Below are 17,144 nucleotides of genomic sequence, written 5' to 3'. Positions count from 1 at the left end.
GGCCACCCCGGCCGCCCCGGCCACCGCCGCGACGACCGGCCGCTCGGCCGCGCCCGAGCACCGCGGCGCCGCCCTCGACCTGCTCGCCGGCCGGCGCCTCGTCGTGCTCGGCGGCGCGGGCCTCTCGACGGACTCGGGCATCCCCGACTACCGGGGCCCGGTCGCCGAGGGCCTGCCCCCGCGCCCGACGCCGATGACCTACGGCGACTTCGTCTCCGGCGAGGCGGCCCGGCAGCGCTACTGGGCGCGCAGCCACCTCGGCTGGGCCCGCATGCGGCACGCCGAGCCCAACGCGGGCCACCACGCCCTCGCCCGGCTCGACCCCGAGCTGCTCGTCACCCAGAACGTCGACGGCCTCCACGAGGCGGCCGGCACCCGCCGGGTCGTCGCCCTCCACGGCCGCATCGCCGACGTCGTGTGCCTCGACTGCCGCCGTACGTCGACGCGCGTCGCCCTGCAGCAGCGGATGGCCGCGGCCAACCCGGGCTGGACCGAGCGGCACGCCGACGTGGAGGTCCGTCCCGACGGCGACGTGGCGCTGGAGGAGACCCGCGACTTCGTCGTCCCGCCGTGCGAGGCGTGCGGCGGGGTGCTCAAGCCCGACGTCGTCTTCTTCGGCGAGAACGTGCCCGCCGCGCGCGTGGAGCGGTGCTTCGCCGCCCTCGACGCCCTCGACCCGGCCGACGGCGCCCTCCTGGCGGTGGGCACGTCCCTGACCGTGATGAGCGGCTTCCGGTTCGTGCGCCGCGCCGCCAAGGCGGGCCTGCCGGTCGTCGTGGTCAACCGGGGGGCGACGCGCGGCGACGAGCTCGCGACGTACGCCGTGGAGGCGGGCTGCACGCCGTTCCTGGTCGACCTGGTCCAGCCCTGATCCGGCCCCGACCCAGCCCCGAGCCAGCCCCAGTTCCGATCCAGCCCCGGCCTAGCGCGCGGCGGCCATCGGCCCCGGCGAGGGCCGCCGGGCGGGCGGCGCGAGCCCCTCCTCGCGTGCCCGGCGCAGCAGCTCCTCGACGCGTGCGAGGTCGTCGTCGGAGCCGGGCTCGGCCGGCGCGGACGCGGGACTGCCCGGCCCGGTCGCCGGGCCGTCGAGCGCGAGGCGGTAGTAGGTCTCCTCGAGGTCGAAGTCGAGGTCGGCGACGTGCGCGGTGTGGAGCTCTCCCTGCTCGTCGCGCAGGACGACGGTCTCCCCGGGCTCCAGGCCACGGGTGAGGCGGGTGGCGCCGTGGGCCAGGACGACGCTGCGCGCGCGCCGCGCGAACGGCGAGAGAACGATGTCGATCGTCTCCACAGGTGGTCCTCCCGGCCGGCGAGGGGCCCTCACCCTCGGCGCCGACCTCAACGAACCGACCAGGTGGGGGTCACACCGGTCTGGACCACGCTCCTCCCCGCGGACGGGTGGCGTGCCGGGCCGGTGTTCGCGTCGCCCCTCACCCTCCCCGCGAGGGGCGACGCACGCACGACGCTACCGACGAACGACCGCCCCGACCTCAAGGGAACCTCTGGAAATCCTCCGTTCCCGCCCAGGACCGGCCCGACGGCGCTCAACTGCGGCGCACGAAGATGTGCTCGGCCGCCTCGGGGAAGATCTCGGCGGTCTCGCCGCCGGAGCCGACGAGCACGCCCTCGGAGGTGGCGACGACCGTGACGGTCTTGTCGGGCAGGGCGCCGACGCGGCGCAGCGCGCTCATCAGCGTCTCGTCCTTCTGCATCTCCTCGGAGATCCGCCGCACGTGCACGAGCGCCTCGCTCTCCCCGGCGACGGCCTGCAGCGACTCGACGCCCTGCATGAACTCCTCGGCCGACTGGACCTGACCCAGCTCGTCGAGACCCGGGATGGGGTTGCCGTACGGCGACTCGGTGGGGTTGTCGAGCAGCTCGAGCAGGCGCCGCTCGACGGTCTCGCTCATCACGTGCTCCCAGCGGCACGCCTCCGCGTGCACGAGCTCCCAGTCGAGGCCGATGATGTCGGTCAGCAGCCGCTCGGCGAGCCGGTGCTTGCGCATGACGCGCACGGCCAGGCGGCGCCCGTCGTCGGTGAGCTCGAGGTGGCGGTCGCCCTCGACGGTGAGCAGGCCGTCGCGCTCCATGCGCGCGACCGTCTGCGACACGGTCGGGCCCGACTGGTGGAGACGCTCCGCGATGCGCGCCCGCAGCGGGACGATCCCCTCCTCGACGAGCTCGTAGATCGTGCGCAGGTACATCTCGGTGGTGTCGATGAGATCGCTCACGAGACCCATTCTTGCCTACGGCGCCGACGGGCGCAGAACCGCGAGCCGGGGCCGCTCCTTCCGCCTCCTGGCAGGCTGGTCGGGTGCCCGCCGACCACACCGCCGACCACGCCGTCATGTGGTTCCGCCGCGACCTGCGTCTCGGCGACAACCCCGCGCTGCTCGCCGCCTGCGAGGCCGACGGGGTCCTCCCGCTCTTCGTCCTCGACCCGGCGCTGTGGGACCCGGCCGGGGTCTCCCGCCGGTCCCACCTGGGCGCCGCCCTGCGCGCCCTCGACGGCTCCTTGCGCGCCCACGACGCGCGGCTGGCGGTGCTGCACGGGGACCCCGTCGAGCAGGTGGTCGCCGCGGCCCGCGCGGTCGGCGCCGCCACGGTGCACGTCAGCGCAGACTTCAACCCGTACGGCGCGGCGCGCGACGAGCGGGTCGCGGAGGCGCTCGCGGAGCACGGCATCGAGCTCGTCCGCACCGGCTCGCCGTACGCCGTCCCGCCGGGGAGCGTGCGCAAGGCCGACGACTCGGCGTACGCCGTCTTCACGCCCTTCTCCCGCGCCTGGGCCGACCACGGCTGGGACGCCCCGGCGCCGGCCCCCACCCGCCTGCGGGGCCTGACGCTGCAGGACACCGTGGACGTCCCCGAGGTGGAGCTGCCCGAGGGGTTGCGGCTGCCCGACGCCGGCGAGGAGGCCGCGGCGCAGCGCTGGGCGGCGTACGTCGCCGACCACCTCGACGAGTACGCCGAGACCCGCGACCGGCCCGACCTCGACGCGACCTCGAAGATGTCGGTGCACCTGAAGTGGGGCGAGATCCACCCGCGCACGATGCTGGCCGACCTGGGCCGCTCGGCCGGGCGGAGCCGCACCACCTACCGCACGGAGCTGGCGTGGCGGGAGTTCTACGCCGACGTGCTGCACCGCCGTCCCGACTCGGCCCGCCACTACCTGCGGCCCGAGTACGCCCAGATGGCCTACGAGTCGCCCGGCGAGGCGTTCGAGGCGTGGTGCGAGGGCCGCACCGGCTTCCCGATCGTCGACGCCGGGATGCGCCAGCTGCGGGGCGCCGGCTGGATGCACAACCGCGTGCGCATGATCACGGCCAGCTTCCTCGTCAAGGACCTGCACGTGGAGTGGCAGCACGGCGCGCGCCACTTCCTGCACTGGCTCGTCGACGGCGACCTCGCGTCCAACAACCACGGCTGGCAGTGGACCGCCGGCAGCGGCACCGACGCCTCACCCTTCTTCCGGGTCTTCAACCCCACCTCCCAGGGCCGCAAGTTCGACCCGCAGGGCGCGTACGTGCGGCGCTGGGTGCCCGAGCTGGCGGGGCTGGGTGACGGCGCGGACGTCCACGACCCCGCCCCGGAGGACCGGACGGCGGTCGGCTACCCGGCGCCGGTGGTCGACCACAAGGCCGAGCGCGTCGAGGCCCTCGACCGCTGGGAGGCCATCCGGCGCTGAGGGCGGCCTCCGCCCGCTCCCCGGCCTTCCGCGCTGTGCCACGATGGCGGGCATGGTCGCTGTGAACGATCCAAGCTCCCCGTCGACCCCCTCCCCCACCGGCAGCACCTCGGGCGGCCCGGCCGTGCCCGAGGACGGCGCCTGGTGGCGGCACGCGGTCGTCTACCAGGTGTACGTGCGCAGCTTCGCGGACGGCGACGGGGACGGGGTGGGCGACCTCCCGGGCATCACCTCGCGCCTGCCGCACCTGCGCGGCCTCGGCGTCGACGCCCTCTGGATCACGCCGTTCTACACGTCCCCGCAGCGCGACCACGGGTACGACGTGGCGGACTACCGCGACGTCGACCCGCTCTTCGGCTCGCTCTCCGACGCCGACGACCTGCTGGCCCGGGCCCACGAGCTCGACCTCAAGGTGATCGTGGACCTCGTCCCGAACCACACCTCCGACCAGCACCCGTGGTTCCAGGCCGCCCTCGCGGCCGGACCGGGCAGCCCGGAGCGGGCCCGCTACATGTTCGTCGAGGGCCGCGGCGAGCAGGGCGAGCTGCCGCCCAACAACTGGCCGAGCGTCTTCGGCGGCGACGCGTGGACCCGTGTCACCGAGGCCGACGGCACCGCGGGGCAGTGGTACCTCCACCTCTTCGACTCCACCCAGCCCGACCTGAACTGGCGCAACCCGGAGGTCGGTGACGAGTTCGAGTCGGTGCTGCGCTTCTGGCTCGACCGGGGCGTCGACGGCTTCCGCGTCGACGTGGCCCACGGCCTGTTCAAGGAGGAGGGCCTGCGCGACACCGAGCTGCCCGACCCCGACGCCGACGGCCCCGCCTCGATGGTGGAGCTCGCGGGCCTCGACGAGCCGATGTGGGACCAGCCGGAGGTGCACGAGGTCTACCGCCGCTGGCACCGCGTCCTCGCCGACTACGACGACTCCCCGCGCGGGCGCCGCATGGCGGTCGCGGAGTCGTGGGCCCGCACCGCCGAGGCGATCGCCCGCTACGTGCGGCCCGACGAGCTGCAGCAGTCGTTCAACTTCCACTGGCTCTCGGCGGCCTGGTCGGCCGAGGAGTTCGCCGAGGTCGTCACCGAGACGCTCCCCTCGCTGCTGCCGTACGGCGCGACCCCCACGTGGGTGCTGAGCAACCACGACGTGGTGCGCCACGTGACCCGGTACGGCGGGGGCGAGCTCGGCCTGGCCCGGGGCCGTGCCGCCACCTTGGCGATGCTGGGCCTGCCGGGCTCGGCGTACCTCTACCAGGGTGAGGAGCTCGGCCTGGAGCAGGTCGAGGTCGCGCCCGAGGACCGCACCGACCCGTCCTGGTTCCGCACGAAGGACACCGCGAAGCCCGACATCGGGCGTGACGGCTGCCGCGTGCCGATCCCGTGGGGCGACGAGGAGCCGCCGTACGCGTTCGGGCCGGCCGCCGCCGGCAGCCAGCCGTGGCTACCCCAGCCCGACGGGTGGGGCGGTCTCAGCGTCGCCGCGCAGACCGGCGCCGAGGGTTCGACGCTGGAGTTCTACCGTCGCGCCCTGGCGGCTCGTCGCACGTTCGCCCTGACCGCCGGCGAGGAGGTCGACATCCTCGACGCGGGCACCGACGTCTTCGCCTACCGCCGCGGGCCGCTGGTCTGCGTTCTCAACGCGGGCGACGCGCCCGCCGAGCTGCCGGACGGCGTCGGCACGCTGGTGCTGAGCAGCGGCGCCGAGCCCACCGGAACCCTCGCTCCCGACACCGCCGCCTGGTTCCTCGACGACTGAGCCGACGGGCCCGCCCTAGCGCTGTGCCAGGGCGGGCTCGACGGTGGCGTTGTAGCGGGTCAGCCCGGTGACGAGCTCGGCGAGCTCCTCGTTCGTCCAGCCCGCCATCGCCCCGACGAAGCGGGACCGGCGGGCCACGTTGACCTCCGCGAGACGCTCGCGGGCCAGGTCGGTCAGCCCGAGCACCAGGGCCCGGGCGTCGTCCGGGTCGGTGGTGCGCTCGACGAGGCCGAGGTCCACGAGCTGGTGGACCGTGCGGCTCATGGCCCCCTTGTCGACCCCGAGCGTGCAGCCGATGTCGGCCGCCCGCCCGGAGCCGTCGCGCGCCAGCTGGTCGAGCACGCCGTACCCCAGGGCCGACAGGCCCGGCGCGACGGCGTGACCGCGCTCGGCGACGCTGCGGCGCACCCGCCGCAGGAGCACCCAGATCTCGTGCTCGAGATCGCCGAGCACGCTCAGGTCGATGTCGCTCATCGCCGTGCGCCCACCTCGGTACGGCGCTCCCCGCCCTCCGCGGCCGGTGCGGCCGGGCTCGCGTCGGCCGCGTCGGCCGCGTCGGCCGCGTCGGGAGCAGCCGGGGCGGAGGCCACGTCGAGCGTGGTGCGCAGCGGCACCTCGCGGATCGCGGAGACGAGCAGCAGGGCCACGACGGCGAACGGCACGGCCACGAGGAACAGCAGGGCGGTGGCGTCGCCGTACGCCCCCTGGAACACGTCGCGGACGGGGCCGGGCAGCGTGTCGAGGTCGGGCAGGGCGGTGCTGGACCCGCCGGCGTCGATGCCGAGGCGTGCGAGGCCGTCGGTCACGCTGTCCGCCACCCGGTGACCGAGCAGCGCGCCGAGGGCCGCGACGCCCGACGAGCCGCCGATGGAGCGGAAGAAGGTGACGAGGGCGCTGGCCGCACCCATGTCGCGCTGGGCCGTCTGGTTCTGCACGGCGAGCACGAGGTTCTGCATCGTGGCGCCCAGCCCGACGCCGAGGACCACCATGAAGGCGCCGATCCGCACCAGCGAGGTCGTCTCGTCGATGGTCGACAGCAGGCCGAGACCGATGACGACGGCGACCATGCCGGAGACGAGGAACCGCTTCCAGCGGCCCGTCTCGGAGATGACCCGCCCCGTGATGACGCTGGAGAGGAAGAGGCCGACGACCATCGGGGTCGACATGAGCCCGGCGTGGGTCGGGCTCATGCCGCGGGCGATCTGGAAGTACTGCGACAGGTAGACCGTCGAGCCGAACATGGCGACACCGACCATGACGGAGGCCAGGGTGGCCAGCGTCGTCGTGCGGTCGGCGAAGAGGCGCAGCGGGATGATGGGCTCCGCGACGCGCTTCTCCACGACCACGGCGGCGGCGAGCAGGAGCAGACCGCCGACGACCATGAGCGCGGTGGTGGGCGAGGCCCAGTCGAACTGGTGGCCGGCGAGCGAGACCCAGGCGAGCAGCACCGAGACGCCGCCGACGATGAGCAGGGCGCCCGGGTAGTCGATCCGCGTCCGCGAGCCGTCGGCGCGGGGGGCCGGGGCGGGCAGGTGCAGCGTGCGCTGCAGCACGACGAGGGCGACGAGCGCGACGGGGACGCCGATCCAGAAGGTCCAGCGCCAGCCCAGGCCGGGGGCGTCGACGACGAAGCCGCCGATGAGCGGGCCGCTCACGGTCGCCATCGCGAAGACGGCGCCGATGTAGCCGGAGTAGCGGCCGCGCTCGCGGGGGGTGACGATCGAGGCGATGACCACCATGACGAGGGCGGTCATGCCACCGACGCCCAGGCCGGTGACCGCGCGGGCGGCGATGAGCGCGCCCATGTCCTGCGCGAAGCCGGCCGCGACCGAGCCGACGATGTAGGTCACGAGCGCGACCTGCACGAGGCGCTTCTTGTCGACGAGGTCGGCGAGCTTGCCCCAGATGGGGGTGGACGCGGTCATCGTCAGCAGCGTGGCGACGACGACCCACGTGTAGCCGGCCTCACCGCCGTCGAGGTCGACGACGATGCTCGGCAGCGCGTTCGTCACGATCGTCGAGGAGAGCATCGCGACGAACATCGCGAGCAGCAGGCCCGACATCACGGTGAGGATCTCGCGGTGCGTCATGGGCACGTCGGCGCGGACCTCGGGGTCGACCGGGGAGTGGGGGTGGGTGGCGGTCGGTTCCTCGACCGCCCGGGACGGCTTCGTCGCCATGGGCAGGACCTTCGTTCTCTCAGCGTCAGGGACCGCGGGATGGGCACGCGGCGTTGGTTGTCATCTGCAACCATACGCCGATGGTTGCAGATTGCAACCAATGCCTCCTGTGACCTGCCCCTCGGACCGACCGTCCGCCGTACCGGACCCGCCGCTCGCCGCCACGCCGCCTCGTCCGGCCGCCCGGACGGGACAAACGGGCGGCGACGGGCCAGAGTGGGTCCATGACGACGTCCTCGGTGCGCGTGTTCCTCGTCGACGACCACGAGGTGGTGCGGCGGGGCCTCCGCGCGCTGCTGGAGTCCGACGGCGACCTCGAGGTCGTGGGCGAGGCCGGCACCGTCGCGGCCGGTCTCGCGGGCATACTCGAGACCCGGCCCGACGTGGCCGTCCTCGACGCGCGCCTGCCCGACGGCTCCGGCATCGAGCTGTGCCGGGAGGTCAAGGCGGCGACGGAGGGCATGCGGGCGCTCATCCTCACCAGCTACGACGACGACGAGGCGCTGCAGAGCGCGGTCCTGGCGGGCGCGGACGGCTACGTGCTCAAGGAGATCGGCGGCAGCTCGCTGCTCAGCGGGGTGCGCGCCGTCGCCAGCGGGCACTCGCTCATCGACCCGATGGTGGCGATCCGCGCGATGGAGCGCCTGCGCGAGAGCACCCAGCGCGGCGCCGACACCGACGCGTCCGCCCTCACCCCGCAGCAGCAGCGCATCCTCGCGCTGGTCGGCCGGGGGATGACGAACCGCGAGATCGCCGACGAGCTCTTCCTGTCGGAGAAGACGGTCAAGAACCACATCACGCACCTCCTCGCGCGCCTGGGGGTGAAGCGCCGCACCCAGGCCGCGCTCATCGCCGCCCAGATGCGACTGACCGACCCGCCGCCCCCGCGCCGCTAGCGCAGGAAGTCGACGAGGCTGCGCTGCAGGTACGACGGGGCGCGCGCCGCACGGGCGCGCCGGCGCTCGCGCAGGTCGACGACGGTCGCGAGGCCGGCGTCCGTGCCGGCGACGCCGTCGGCGGCCCCGGCGTCGCGCCACGGCGGGTCGAGCACCAGGACGTCCCCGCCCTCCCCCGGCGGACTCCCAGGGGTACGTCGCCCACCGGGCCCGTCGGTCGGACCTGCGCCCGCGGCGAGGACCGCGCCGTCGGCCGCGGCGCCATCGAGCCCGTCGCCGCGGCCCGCGGCCTCCAGGGTCGCGATCGCCCGGGTCTGCGCGACGAGGGCGATGCGGTGCTCGCCGAGGAGGTGGCGCCACGGTTCCGGTGCGCCGGCGGCGAGCTCGCGCAGCGACGCCCCGGACGCGAGTCCCAAGCCGGCGGCGAGGTCGTCGGCGACGACGGCGCGCAGCAGCTCGGTGCCCCGCAGGGTCGCGAGCACCGCGTCCGTCTCCCCGGTCCCCGCCGCGGCGCCACCGGTCCGGCCGGCACCGCCGTCGGCGAGGGCCCGCCCGGTCGCCGCGAGCTCGTCGGCGAGCGCGTCGAGGAGGTCGCGCTCGCGCCAGAGGATCATCCAGAGCTCCTCCACACCCACCTCCTCGCTCCACGGGCACGGCCCACCGGGCCGGGTCGCGTCCGTCGCGACCCCCCTCCGATCGGCGTCGTCGCCGTCGCCCTGAGGGGTTCGGTCGACCTCCTGCGGGGCGATCCGACCGCCGCCCTCGGCAGTCGGGGTGCGGCGCGGCGTCCAGGGCACGCCGCCGGACCCCTTGAGCCCGTCTTGAGGTTCGCTTGCACGGGCCTTCGGGCGGACCGGGACCGGGACCTCCTGCATGACCATCCCGGACTAGCCGGTCCGGGACGAAGGTCCCGACCCGCGCGCCGCTTCAGCCCGATTACCACGCAGGGTGGTGCTTCTCGCGCCGGACGCGCCGACGATTGACTCATGAGCCCGAACGCAGCCCACGACCAGGAAGCGCTGGTCACGTCGCACGTCGCCCTGGTCGGCCACATCGTCCGCGAGACGATGGCGCGCGTCCCGGCCCACGTCAGCCGCGACGACCTCACCTCCGCCGGCCTGACCGCGCTCGTGCAGGCCGCGCAGGGTTTCGAGGAGGACCGCGGGGTGCCGTTCACCCGGTACGCCGCCCGGCGCATCCGCGGCGCGATCCTCGACGAGCTGCGCAGCGTCGACTGGGCCTCGCGCTCGGTGCGCCGGCGCGCCCGGGACCTCGACGAGACCCGCGCGCAGCTGGCCGCCACCCTGGGCCGCCCGGCGCGCGCCGAGGAGGTGGCGACCGAAGCGGGTCTCTCCGTCGCCGAGGTCGAGTCCAACGACGACGACATCGCCCGGGCCCAGGTGCTCTCGCTGCACAGCACCACGGGAACCGCGCTCGAGGACACGCTGGTCAGCACCGCCGCGACGCCCGAGGAGCTCGTGGAGGACCGGGAGCAGCTGCAGTACCTCGTGGCGGCCGTCGCCGAGCTCCCCGAGCGCCAGCGCGTCGTGGTGGAGGGCTACTTCTTCGCCGAGCGCCCGATGGCCGAGATCGCGGCCGAGCTGGGCGTCAGCGAGTCCCGCATCTCCCAGATCCGCGCCGAGGCCCTCGTGCTCCTGCGTGACGCCTTGCACCACGCCCTCACGCCCGAGCTCGTGCAGCCGGCCGCGCGACCCGGGGGCTGCGCCGCCCGTCGACGCGACTCCTACGTCAGCGCCGTGATGGCGCGCCACGCGGCGAGCTCCGGTCGCCCGCCCGCCGTGCTGGCGGTCTGACGCCGACCCTGCCCCGGCCGTGGCCGGGTCAGTGGTCGCGCAGCATCTCGATGAGCTCGGCCTTGCGCTTGCCCGAGTAGCCCGACAGGCCGAGCTCCTTCGCCCGTCCGCGCAGGTCGTCGACCGTCCACTCGTCGTACGACGGGGACGAGCCGCCCCGCTTGCCCACCGTGCTGGCCCCGTCGCGCGCCGTTGCGTTCGCGATGCGTGCCGCCTTCTCCTTGGACGCGCCGTCGTCGCGCAGGTCCTCGTACAGCTTCTTGTTCTTCACGCTGGGCCCGGGGTCACGCTTCTTCTCGGTCGCCACGGCGTCCTCCTTCGTCGCTGTCGCAGGTGGTCCCGACCGTAGCGCGCCCGTCGAGCCGGACTGCCGGATCGCGTCCCTCACCACCTGGTGGTCCGCGGCGCCGACCTCGAGGAAGCCCGGACGGAAGACCACGCCCCACCCCGGGGCGTCGCGGACGAACGACAGCCGGCCGAGCAGCCCCTGCACCTCCGGCTCCCCGCCGGCGTCCAGCTCGACGTCGACGAACCACGAGCCGTGAACGTCCCCCTCGACCTGGTACGGCGCCTCCCCCCGGACGAACCCCGCCGCCGTGAAGCGCCGTACCGGCGGGCCGGCCTTGTTGCGCTCACGGGGGGAGTAGACGACCACGCCGTCCCCCGCGGCGGTGCGCCGCAGGCGTCCCTCCCCGGTGGCGGACAGGCGCAGCCGCCCCTCCGTGCGGGCGCGCAGCGCGTCCTCCCGGCTCAGCACGAACAACCAGTGACGGGCGGGGCGCTCGGCCCCGGCGACGTCTGCCGACATCAGCGTCTCCTCCGACTCCGCGGCGCACGGTGCGCCGCGGGCCACCCATGCTGACCCGGCGCGGCCCGGGCCGGTGGCGCGCCGACCGGCCTGGGGACGACGACCCCGCGACGCCGGGCTGTGGACGTTTCCCGGCCCTGTGGAGGAGCGGTCGCGCCGGTGGTCGCGCCCGCCGACGCTGGGTGCCATGACGGACGACCAGCACTCCCGGCCTCACCGACCCCCGAGCTCGCCACCCCCCGGCTCACGGGCCGACCCCCGGCCCGACGGCCGGTTCCCACCCCCCGGTGCTCCGCCTCTCGTGGTGCGCACCCAGGGCGACCTCGAGCGCGCCTGGACCCGCCTGATGAGCCCGTCGGGCTTCTCGGCGGCGGCGCTGTGGATCGGGTTCGTCGACGCCGAGACCGACGTCCTCCTGGAGCAGCTCGTGGAGGTCAGCGACCTGCCCGCGCGCATGGACCCCGACGACGTCGAGTCGGTCGCCGTGCTCCTGCGCCACCTCGACGCGACCGTCCTCGGCGGCTCCCACCGGTTCGCCTTCCTGGTGGCGCGCCCGGGCCCCGACGTCGTGACGGACCAGGACCGCGCGCACGCCCGCGGCCTGCTCGACGCCTGCGCCCGGGCGGGCACGAGCCACGAGGTCGTGCACCTCGCCACGGACTCACGGGTGCGCCCCGTGCCGCTCGACGACGTGGCGCCCGGGTGAGCCCACCCCCGGCCGACCCCGCCCCAGGCCGACCCCGCCCCCGGCCGGGCCTGCGACCTCAGCGCCGCTCGAGCAGCGTGACGACCTCGTGGTGCGCGGTGTGCGGGAACATGTCGAGCAGCCGGGCGCGCACGGGCCGCAGGGACGGCATGGCCTCGAGGTCGCGGGCGAGCGTGCGCGCGTTGCAGCTGGAGTAGACGACGTGACGCACCGACGAGGCCTCGAGCCAGGCAGCGAGCCGCTCGCCGATCCCCCGCCGCGGCGGGTTCACCACGACGAGGTCCGGCGCCGCCCCGTCCTCGAGCGCGCTGGTGGCGTCGCCGGCCAGGAAACGGGCGTCCAGGCCGAGCTCGCGGGCGCTGCGGGTGGCGCTCTCGACGGCCGCGGCGCTCACCTCGACGCCCACCACGTCGCGGCCGCGGCCCGCGACGTGCAGCGCGAACCCGCCGACGCCGCAGTAGAGGTCGGCGACGCTGCTCGGCGCCGCCTCGTCGACCCACGACCGTCCCTGGCGGTAGAGCGCCGCGGCGACCTCGGTGTTGGTCTGGAAGAAGCTCTGCGGCAGCAGGTGGAGGTCGACGTCGTTGACCCGCATGCGCAAGGACGCCTCGTCGGTCAGCACGAGCTCCCGCTCGCCCTCGAGCACCGCCTTGTGCTCGGGCTGCAGGTTGACCGACACCACCCGCGCCCCGGGGACGTCGGCGAGCAGCGCCGGCAGGTGCTTGCGCAGCCGGCTCACCGCCTCCTCCGAGCGCAGCACGAACCGCACCATGAGCTCGCCGTCGGGCGAGCTCGTGACGAGGAGGTGCTTGAGCTCCCCGCGGCGGGTGCTCACGTCGTACGGCGCGACGCGCGCCCGTGCCACCGCGTCGGCGAGCGCGGGCAGCGCGGCGACGATCGGGGTCTCGTGGAGGGGGCAGTCGCGCAGGTCCACCCCGTGGCCCCGGGGGTCCAGGATGCCGAGCGTGGGCGCGTCGACGCTGCCCCCGACGACCATCTTGGCCTTGTTGCGGAAGTGCGCGGTGCGGCTGCGGACGGTCGGCTCCCAGACCAGGTCCGCACGCTCGCCCACGAGGGCCCGGACCTCGTCCTCCAGCGCGCGCACCTGCGCGTCGTACGAACGGCTCAGCCACCCGCACGAGCGGCAGCGGCCGGTGTCGAAGTGGCCGCAGGGCGTGCCGCGTGACAGCAGGTCCGTCCGGACGCCCGCCGCTGCGTCCCCGCCGTCCGTCCCGACCACCCGGCGACGGTAGCAAGAGCGCGGGTCGCGGGCGCGATCGCGCATCACGGGGGCCGCCGGGTGCCATGCTGCCGCCATGCCCGTCCTCGTCGCGGCCCTCGTGGTCGGCCTCGCCCTCGTCGGCCTGGTCGCGCTCGTCCTCGGACTCGTGCTCCTCGCCCACCGTCCCCGCAGCGGCCGCCGACGCCTACCCCTCGCTGCGGCGCTGCTCGTCCTCGGGGTCGCCGCCCTCGTGGTCTCCGAGCTGGGGCCCCGCCAGCTCGCCGAGTCGCTGCCCGCCGAGGACGAGTGCCTGCCCGCGGGGATCGACGTCGACCTGAGCGCCGTCCCCGTGGCCGTGCAGCTCCTCGGCGGTCGGGTCGAGGGCACCGCCCGCCTCGACGAGGCCGGCCTCCAGCGCTTCGTCGAGGAGCAGCTCGAGGGCTCGGCGTTCGCCGGTGCCGACCCCACGGTCGACCTCGGCGGCGGCGAGGTCACCCTCGAGCTGGCCTACGACGCCGTGCTCGGCTCCATCCCGCTCTCCGCCAGCGTGGTGCCGTCCCTCGAGGACGGCGCGCTGGAGCTGACCCCGTCGGGTGTCTCCGTCGCCGGTGTCGACACGCCGGGGTGGATGGTGGACGCCGTCGTGACCCTCGGGCTCGACGAGACCCTCGCCGAGGCGATGGCCGGCGACGGTGCCTGCGGCGCGGGGCGCGACGGGGGCGACGGCGGTGACGGCGACGTGCGGCTCGACGACGTCGTGGTCACCGAGCGGCTCGAGGTGGCGTTCACCGTCCCGGTCGGCTGAACCTGTCGCGCGGGTCCAGGCGGCGCGTGCTTTCTGCCAGTTTTGGTGTAACACTCCCGGTGTCACATTCGGCTCCAGGAGGTACGTCAGGTGTTCTCCCCGCTGGTCCACACCCGCCAGGGCTCCGGTGAGCCGGTCGTGCTCATCCACGGCATCGGTCACCGCCGCCAGGCCTGGGGTCCGGTCTTCGACCGGCTCGCCGAGCGGTACGACGTGATCGCCGTGGACCTCGCCGGCTTCGGTGAGTCACCCGCGTTCCCGGCCGGCGTGCCGTACACGATGGACGTGGCCTGCGAGCACCTCGGCGAGCAGTTCGCCGCCTGGGGCATCGAGCGCCCCCACGTGGTGGGCAACTCCCTCGGCGGGGCGATCGCCCTCGAGCTCGGCGCCCGCGGTCTGGCCCGGTCGGTCACCGCGCTGAGCCCGGCCGGCTTCTTCGGTCGCTTCGACCGGTACCAGGCGCTCGGTATCCTCTCCGTGCTCCGGCTCGTGGCCCAGCTGCCCGACCGCTGGCTGGCCGCCGCCGCCCGACCGGCGCTCGGACGCCGGCTCATCGGCCTGGCGCTCTACGCCCACCCCGAGCGGCACGACCGCGACCGCACGTACGGCGACGCGCTGGCCCTCAAGCACTGCGAGGGCTTCGAGGCGGTGGCGAAGGAGGGGCTCGACTACGAGTTCCGTCTGGACGTCACGGTGCCGACGACCGTCGCCTGGGGGACGAAGGACCGCATCCTCCCCTACCGCCAGTCCGCGCGGGCGCGCCACCGCCTGCCGCAGGCCCACCACGTGCCGCTGGTCGGCGCGGGGCACGTGCCGATGAGCGACAGCCCCGACGAGATCGTCGCCCTGGTCGACGCCACCGTCGGCCGCGCCCGCACGGGCGCCGCGGCCTGAGGGTCCCCGACCGCTCTGCCACCCTGGTGCGGTGACCCCGCCCTGGCCGTTGCCCCACCGCGCCGACCTGCGTGACCGCCTGCTGGCGGCGTACGCCGACGGGCGCGGCTACCACGACGTGCGGCACCTCACCGAGGTGCTCGAGCGGCTCGCGGAGCTGGGGTGGGCCGAGGACCGGGTGGTGACGCTCGCGGCCTGGTTCCACGACGCGGTGTACGACGGGCGACCCGGGGCGGAGGAGCGCTCGGCGCAGCTGGCGGAGTCCGAGCTGGCGGGGGAGGACGTCGACCACCACGAGGTGGCCCGCCTCGTGCGGGTCACGGCCGACCACACGACCGCCCCGGGGGACGCGCGTGGGGCCGCCCTCTGCGACGCCGACCTCGCGATCCTCGCCGCGCCGGCGGCCCGGTACGCCGCGTACGTCGCCGGCGTGCGCCGGGAGTACGCCGCCGTCGCCGACGCCGACTTCCGACGGGGCCGTCTCGCGGTGCTGGAGGACCTGGCGGGGCGCCCCCACCTGTTCCGCACGGCGTACGCCCGCGAGCACTGGGAAGCGTCGGCCCGCCGCAACCTGGCCGCCGAGATCAGGGACCTGGGCGGCGCCTGAGCAGGTTCACCGGGGGCGCTTGGGTCGGCGCAGTCCGGCTCGGGCCAGCCTGCGCACCAGGTCGCGCGGCCGCACGACCTCGGCACCTGCCGCGACCGCGGCGTCGAACAGCGAGTCCGGGACGTCGTAGTGGTCCCGGTCGAAAGCCCGCGGCGGCACCCCGAGGGCAGCGGCGAAGGCGTGCAGCTCGTCGTACGACGTGTCGGAGACCAGGTGCGACCACCAACGGTCCCGCCACTGCACCTGCGGCGGGTCGATGAGGATGGCCACGAGAGCAGCGTAGGGCTCGGACGCCGGGGACGGAGCGGTCGGTGCCCTGCGGGGGCACCGACCGGGGCGTCACTCGCCGGAGCGGTCCAGCTTCTTCTCCAGGGCGGCGGCCCGCTCGCCGGCGTCGGTGACGTCGTCACCGTCGATGGCGTGGGTGCGGTGGAACCACTCGAGGGCGTCCGAGTCCCGGCCGGCCGCGAGCAGGGCCTCGGCGTAGACGTACCGCAGCCGCACCACCCAGGCCGCGCGGGTCTTGTTGTTGAGCGGCGCCTGCTCGAGCGTGCGCAGCGCGGCGTCGTGCTGGCCCAGGTCGAGGCGCGCGCCGGCCTCGACGATCGTCATCTCGGCCTTGGCCTCGACCGGGAAGCCGGCGACGGACGGGCTGTGGGCGAGCTTCAGCGCCTGCTCCGGCTGGCCCAGGGCGCGGTGGCAGTCGGCCATGATCGGCAGGTACGCCGTCACGCCGTTCATCCGCTTGGCGGCCCGCAGCTCGGCGAGCGCCTCCTTGTAGTGCCCGGCTGCGTAGGCCGCCTCGCCCACGGCCTCGCGCACCATCGCCAGGCGGGCAGCACGCGCCCGCGCGGCCAGCGTGTGCTGGTACGCCGTCTCCGGGTCGGTGTCGATGAGGCGGCTGGCCGCCACGAGGTGACGCGCGACGCGGGCCGCGAGCTTCTCGGGCAGGCCCTTCAGCTGCGCGGCCAGGTTGCGGTCGAGCTCCTTGCCGGTGATGTCGTCCTCGAGCGGGGGGCCGTCGTACACGGCCTGGTCGACCGAGCGCTCGACGCGGTCGCGCTGCTCGCCGGACCGGTAGGGGCGGTCTGCGCGCGGGCCACCGGGCCCACCCGAACGACCCGCACCGGGGCCACGTCGGTCGCCACCGCGGGGCGCGCCGCTGCGCGCTCCCCCGCCGCTGCGGCCCTCTCCGCCGGCACCGGGACGGCCGGAGCCGCCACCTCCGGGGGTACGACGCGGCCCACCCGACGCGGCGCCGTCCTTGCCGCCGCCACCGCCGTAGCTGCGGCCACCGCCGCCGGCCGAGGAGCCACCGGAGGACGAGCCTCCCGGTCGCCCGCCCGGGCGCTGGGGCCGGCCGTTCCCGCCGCCACCCTGGCGGGGGCCACCGGAGGACCGACGTCCCTTGCTGCTGTCGTCTGCCACGGCTGTCTCCTCGTACGTCGCGATCAGGGCGCTCGCGACGCCCCAGAAAAGAGACTAGGGGCTGTCACGACGCGGTGCGTCGTGACAGCCCCTAGGAAAGAATGTCCGGCGGCGTCCTACTCTCCCACGACCTCCCGGTCGCAGTACCATCGGCGCTGAGAGGCTTAACTTCCGGGTTCGGAATGGGACCGGGTGTTTCCCTCTCGCTATGACCGCCGTAACTCTATTGACTTACACATCCCCGCATCTCGTCCCCACCGGTCAAGTGTGGGGGCAGCGGGATGGTGTGTTGTCTCAGACACCAGACAGTGGACGCGAACAATAACAAGCAGCATGACGATTG

At 74.9% G+C, this 17,144-nt stretch carries 18 protein-coding genes and 1 rRNA gene; 9 read left to right on the top strand and 10 right to left on the bottom strand.

What is annotated here, in order from left to right; genetic code table 11:
- Positions 1–103: 103 nt before the first annotated feature.
- The gene (locus KK617_RS16610) at positions 104–871 is read left to right on the top strand and encodes an NAD-dependent protein deacetylase (RefSeq protein ID WP_277501268.1); all 768 of its coding nucleotides are present in this window, start codon (positions 104–106) and stop codon (positions 869–871) included.
- 51 nt (positions 872–922) lie between these two features.
- Here the strand turns inward: KK617_RS16610 and KK617_RS16605 are convergent, their stop codons facing one another.
- Both KK617_RS16605 and KK617_RS16600 read right to left on the bottom strand, forming a co-directional pair.
- Entirely contained in the window at positions 923–1,288 is a 366-nt protein-coding gene (locus KK617_RS16605; RefSeq protein WP_277501267.1) for a hypothetical protein, read from the bottom strand.
- 253 nt (positions 1,289–1,541) lie between these two features.
- Positions 1,542–2,228: a metal-dependent transcriptional regulator gene (locus tag KK617_RS16600; protein WP_277501266.1), complete on the bottom strand. Its 687-nt coding sequence runs from the start codon at positions 2,226–2,228 to the stop codon at positions 1,542–1,544.
- An 83-nt stretch (positions 2,229–2,311) separates the two neighbouring features.
- Here KK617_RS16600 and KK617_RS16595 point away from each other — a divergent pair, with 83 nt between their 5' ends.
- Complete coding sequence (locus KK617_RS16595) at positions 2,312–3,685, top strand: deoxyribodipyrimidine photo-lyase (protein WP_277501265.1); 1,374 nt, start codon at positions 2,312–2,314, stop codon at positions 3,683–3,685.
- 52 nt (positions 3,686–3,737) lie between these two features.
- Positions 3,738–5,441, top strand: coding sequence for a glycoside hydrolase family 13 protein (locus tag KK617_RS16590; RefSeq protein ID WP_277501264.1), 1,704 nt, complete (start codon positions 3,738–3,740; stop codon positions 5,439–5,441).
- A gap of 15 nt (positions 5,442–5,456) precedes the next feature.
- On the opposite strand, the gene KK617_RS16585 is transcribed toward KK617_RS16590, so the two are convergent.
- Together KK617_RS16585 and KK617_RS16580 are read right to left on the bottom strand one after the other, a co-directional pair.
- On the bottom strand, positions 5,457–5,915 hold the full coding sequence (locus KK617_RS16585) for a MarR family transcriptional regulator (RefSeq protein ID WP_277501263.1): 459 nt from the start codon (positions 5,913–5,915) through the stop codon (positions 5,457–5,459).
- A complete protein-coding gene (locus tag KK617_RS16580; RefSeq protein ID WP_277501262.1) occupies positions 5,912–7,621 on the bottom strand; it encodes an MDR family MFS transporter in 1,710 nt (569 codons plus the stop codon). Before KK617_RS16580 ends, KK617_RS16585 begins: the two co-directional genes overlap by 4 nt.
- 224 nt (positions 7,622–7,845) lie before the next feature.
- Between KK617_RS16580 and KK617_RS16575 the strand changes: the two genes are divergently transcribed.
- The gene (locus KK617_RS16575) at positions 7,846–8,517 is read left to right on the top strand and encodes a response regulator transcription factor (protein WP_277501261.1); all 672 of its coding nucleotides are present in this window, start codon (positions 7,846–7,848) and stop codon (positions 8,515–8,517) included.
- Here the strand turns inward: KK617_RS16575 and KK617_RS16570 are convergent.
- A complete protein-coding gene (locus tag KK617_RS16570; protein ID WP_277501260.1) occupies positions 8,514–9,146 on the bottom strand; it encodes a hypothetical protein in 633 nt (210 codons plus the stop codon). The two genes, KK617_RS16575 and KK617_RS16570, sit on opposite strands and share 4 nt — an antisense overlap.
- A 357-nt stretch (positions 9,147–9,503) precedes the next feature.
- Here KK617_RS16570 and KK617_RS16565 point away from each other — a divergent pair, with 357 nt between their 5' ends.
- Positions 9,504–10,331, top strand: coding sequence for a sigma-70 family RNA polymerase sigma factor (locus tag KK617_RS16565; protein WP_277501259.1), 828 nt, complete (start codon positions 9,504–9,506; stop codon positions 10,329–10,331).
- A 28-nt stretch (positions 10,332–10,359) separates the two neighbouring features.
- Here the strand turns inward: KK617_RS16565 and KK617_RS16560 are convergent, their stop codons facing one another.
- On the bottom strand, positions 10,360–11,139 hold the full coding sequence (locus KK617_RS16560; protein WP_277501257.1) for a Rho termination factor N-terminal domain-containing protein: 780 nt from the start codon (positions 11,137–11,139) through the stop codon (positions 10,360–10,362).
- Between the two features lie 304 nt (positions 11,140–11,443).
- Between KK617_RS16560 and KK617_RS16555 the strand changes: the two genes are divergently transcribed.
- Positions 11,444–11,845, top strand: a complete 402-nt coding sequence (locus KK617_RS16555; protein ID WP_277501256.1) for a hypothetical protein — start codon at positions 11,444–11,446, stop codon at positions 11,843–11,845.
- 58 nt (positions 11,846–11,903) lie between these two features.
- On the opposite strand, the gene rlmC is transcribed toward KK617_RS16555, so the two are convergent.
- Entirely contained in the window at positions 11,904–13,085 is a 1,182-nt protein-coding gene (gene rlmC, locus KK617_RS16550; RefSeq protein WP_277501255.1) for a 23S rRNA (uracil(747)-C(5))-methyltransferase RlmC, read from the bottom strand.
- A gap of 76 nt (positions 13,086–13,161) precedes the next feature.
- Here rlmC and KK617_RS16545 point away from each other — a divergent pair, with 76 nt between their 5' ends.
- The 3 genes from KK617_RS16545 to KK617_RS16535 all read left to right on the top strand — a co-directional run bounded on the left by KK617_RS16545 (position 13,162) and on the right by KK617_RS16535 (position 15,373).
- On the top strand, positions 13,162–13,872 hold the full coding sequence (locus KK617_RS16545; protein WP_277501254.1) for a hypothetical protein: 711 nt from the start codon (positions 13,162–13,164) through the stop codon (positions 13,870–13,872).
- Positions 13,873–13,962: 90 nt separating this feature from the next.
- Positions 13,963–14,766 carry an alpha/beta hydrolase gene (locus KK617_RS16540; RefSeq protein WP_277501253.1) on the top strand — a complete coding sequence of 268 codons (804 nt, stop codon included), beginning with the start codon at positions 13,963–13,965 and terminating at the stop codon, positions 14,764–14,766.
- 31 nt (positions 14,767–14,797) lie between these two features.
- The gene (locus KK617_RS16535) at positions 14,798–15,373 is read left to right on the top strand and encodes a hypothetical protein (protein ID WP_277501252.1); all 576 of its coding nucleotides are present in this window, start codon (positions 14,798–14,800) and stop codon (positions 15,371–15,373) included.
- Between the two features lie 6 nt (positions 15,374–15,379).
- Here the strand turns inward: KK617_RS16535 and KK617_RS16530 are convergent, their stop codons facing one another.
- The 3 genes from KK617_RS16530 to rrf form a co-directional block, all read right to left on the bottom strand.
- Positions 15,380–15,643, bottom strand: a complete 264-nt coding sequence (locus tag KK617_RS16530; RefSeq protein ID WP_277501251.1) for a DUF4031 domain-containing protein — start codon at positions 15,641–15,643, stop codon at positions 15,380–15,382.
- A gap of 69 nt (positions 15,644–15,712) precedes the next feature.
- Complete coding sequence (locus tag KK617_RS16525) at positions 15,713–16,402, bottom strand: hypothetical protein (RefSeq protein WP_277501249.1); 690 nt, start codon at positions 16,400–16,402, stop codon at positions 15,713–15,715.
- 502 nt (positions 16,403–16,904) lie between these two features.
- Positions 16,905–17,021: ribosomal RNA gene (rrf, locus tag KK617_RS16520) — 5S ribosomal RNA — on the bottom strand.
- Positions 17,022–17,144: the final 123 nt, after the last annotated feature.

This window comes from Nocardioides sp. ChNu-99 (genome assembly GCF_029493445.1).
Classification (GTDB): Bacteria; Actinomycetota; Actinomycetes; order Propionibacteriales; family Nocardioidaceae; genus Nocardioides.
Note: the sequence above shows the minus strand (reverse complement) of the source record. Positions and strands in the feature narration are given on the sequence as shown.

Coding starts and splice junctions, on each gene's coding strand:
- KK617_RS16575 (WP_277501261.1), top strand. CDS start 7,846: ATGACGACGTCCTCGGTGCGCGTGTTCCTCGTCGACGACCACGAGGTG.
- KK617_RS16585 (WP_277501263.1), bottom strand. CDS start 5,915: ATGAGCGACATCGACCTGAGCGTGCTCGGCGATCTCGAGCACGAGATC.
- KK617_RS16580 (WP_277501262.1), bottom strand. CDS start 7,621: ATGGCGACGAAGCCGTCCCGGGCGGTCGAGGAACCGACCGCCACCCAC.
- KK617_RS16590 (WP_277501264.1), top strand. CDS start 3,738: ATGGTCGCTGTGAACGATCCAAGCTCCCCGTCGACCCCCTCCCCCACC.
- KK617_RS16565 (WP_277501259.1), top strand. CDS start 9,504: ATGAGCCCGAACGCAGCCCACGACCAGGAAGCGCTGGTCACGTCGCAC.
- KK617_RS16545 (WP_277501254.1), top strand. CDS start 13,162: ATGCCCGTCCTCGTCGCGGCCCTCGTGGTCGGCCTCGCCCTCGTCGGC.
- KK617_RS16560 (WP_277501257.1), bottom strand. CDS start 11,139: ATGTCGGCAGACGTCGCCGGGGCCGAGCGCCCCGCCCGTCACTGGTTG.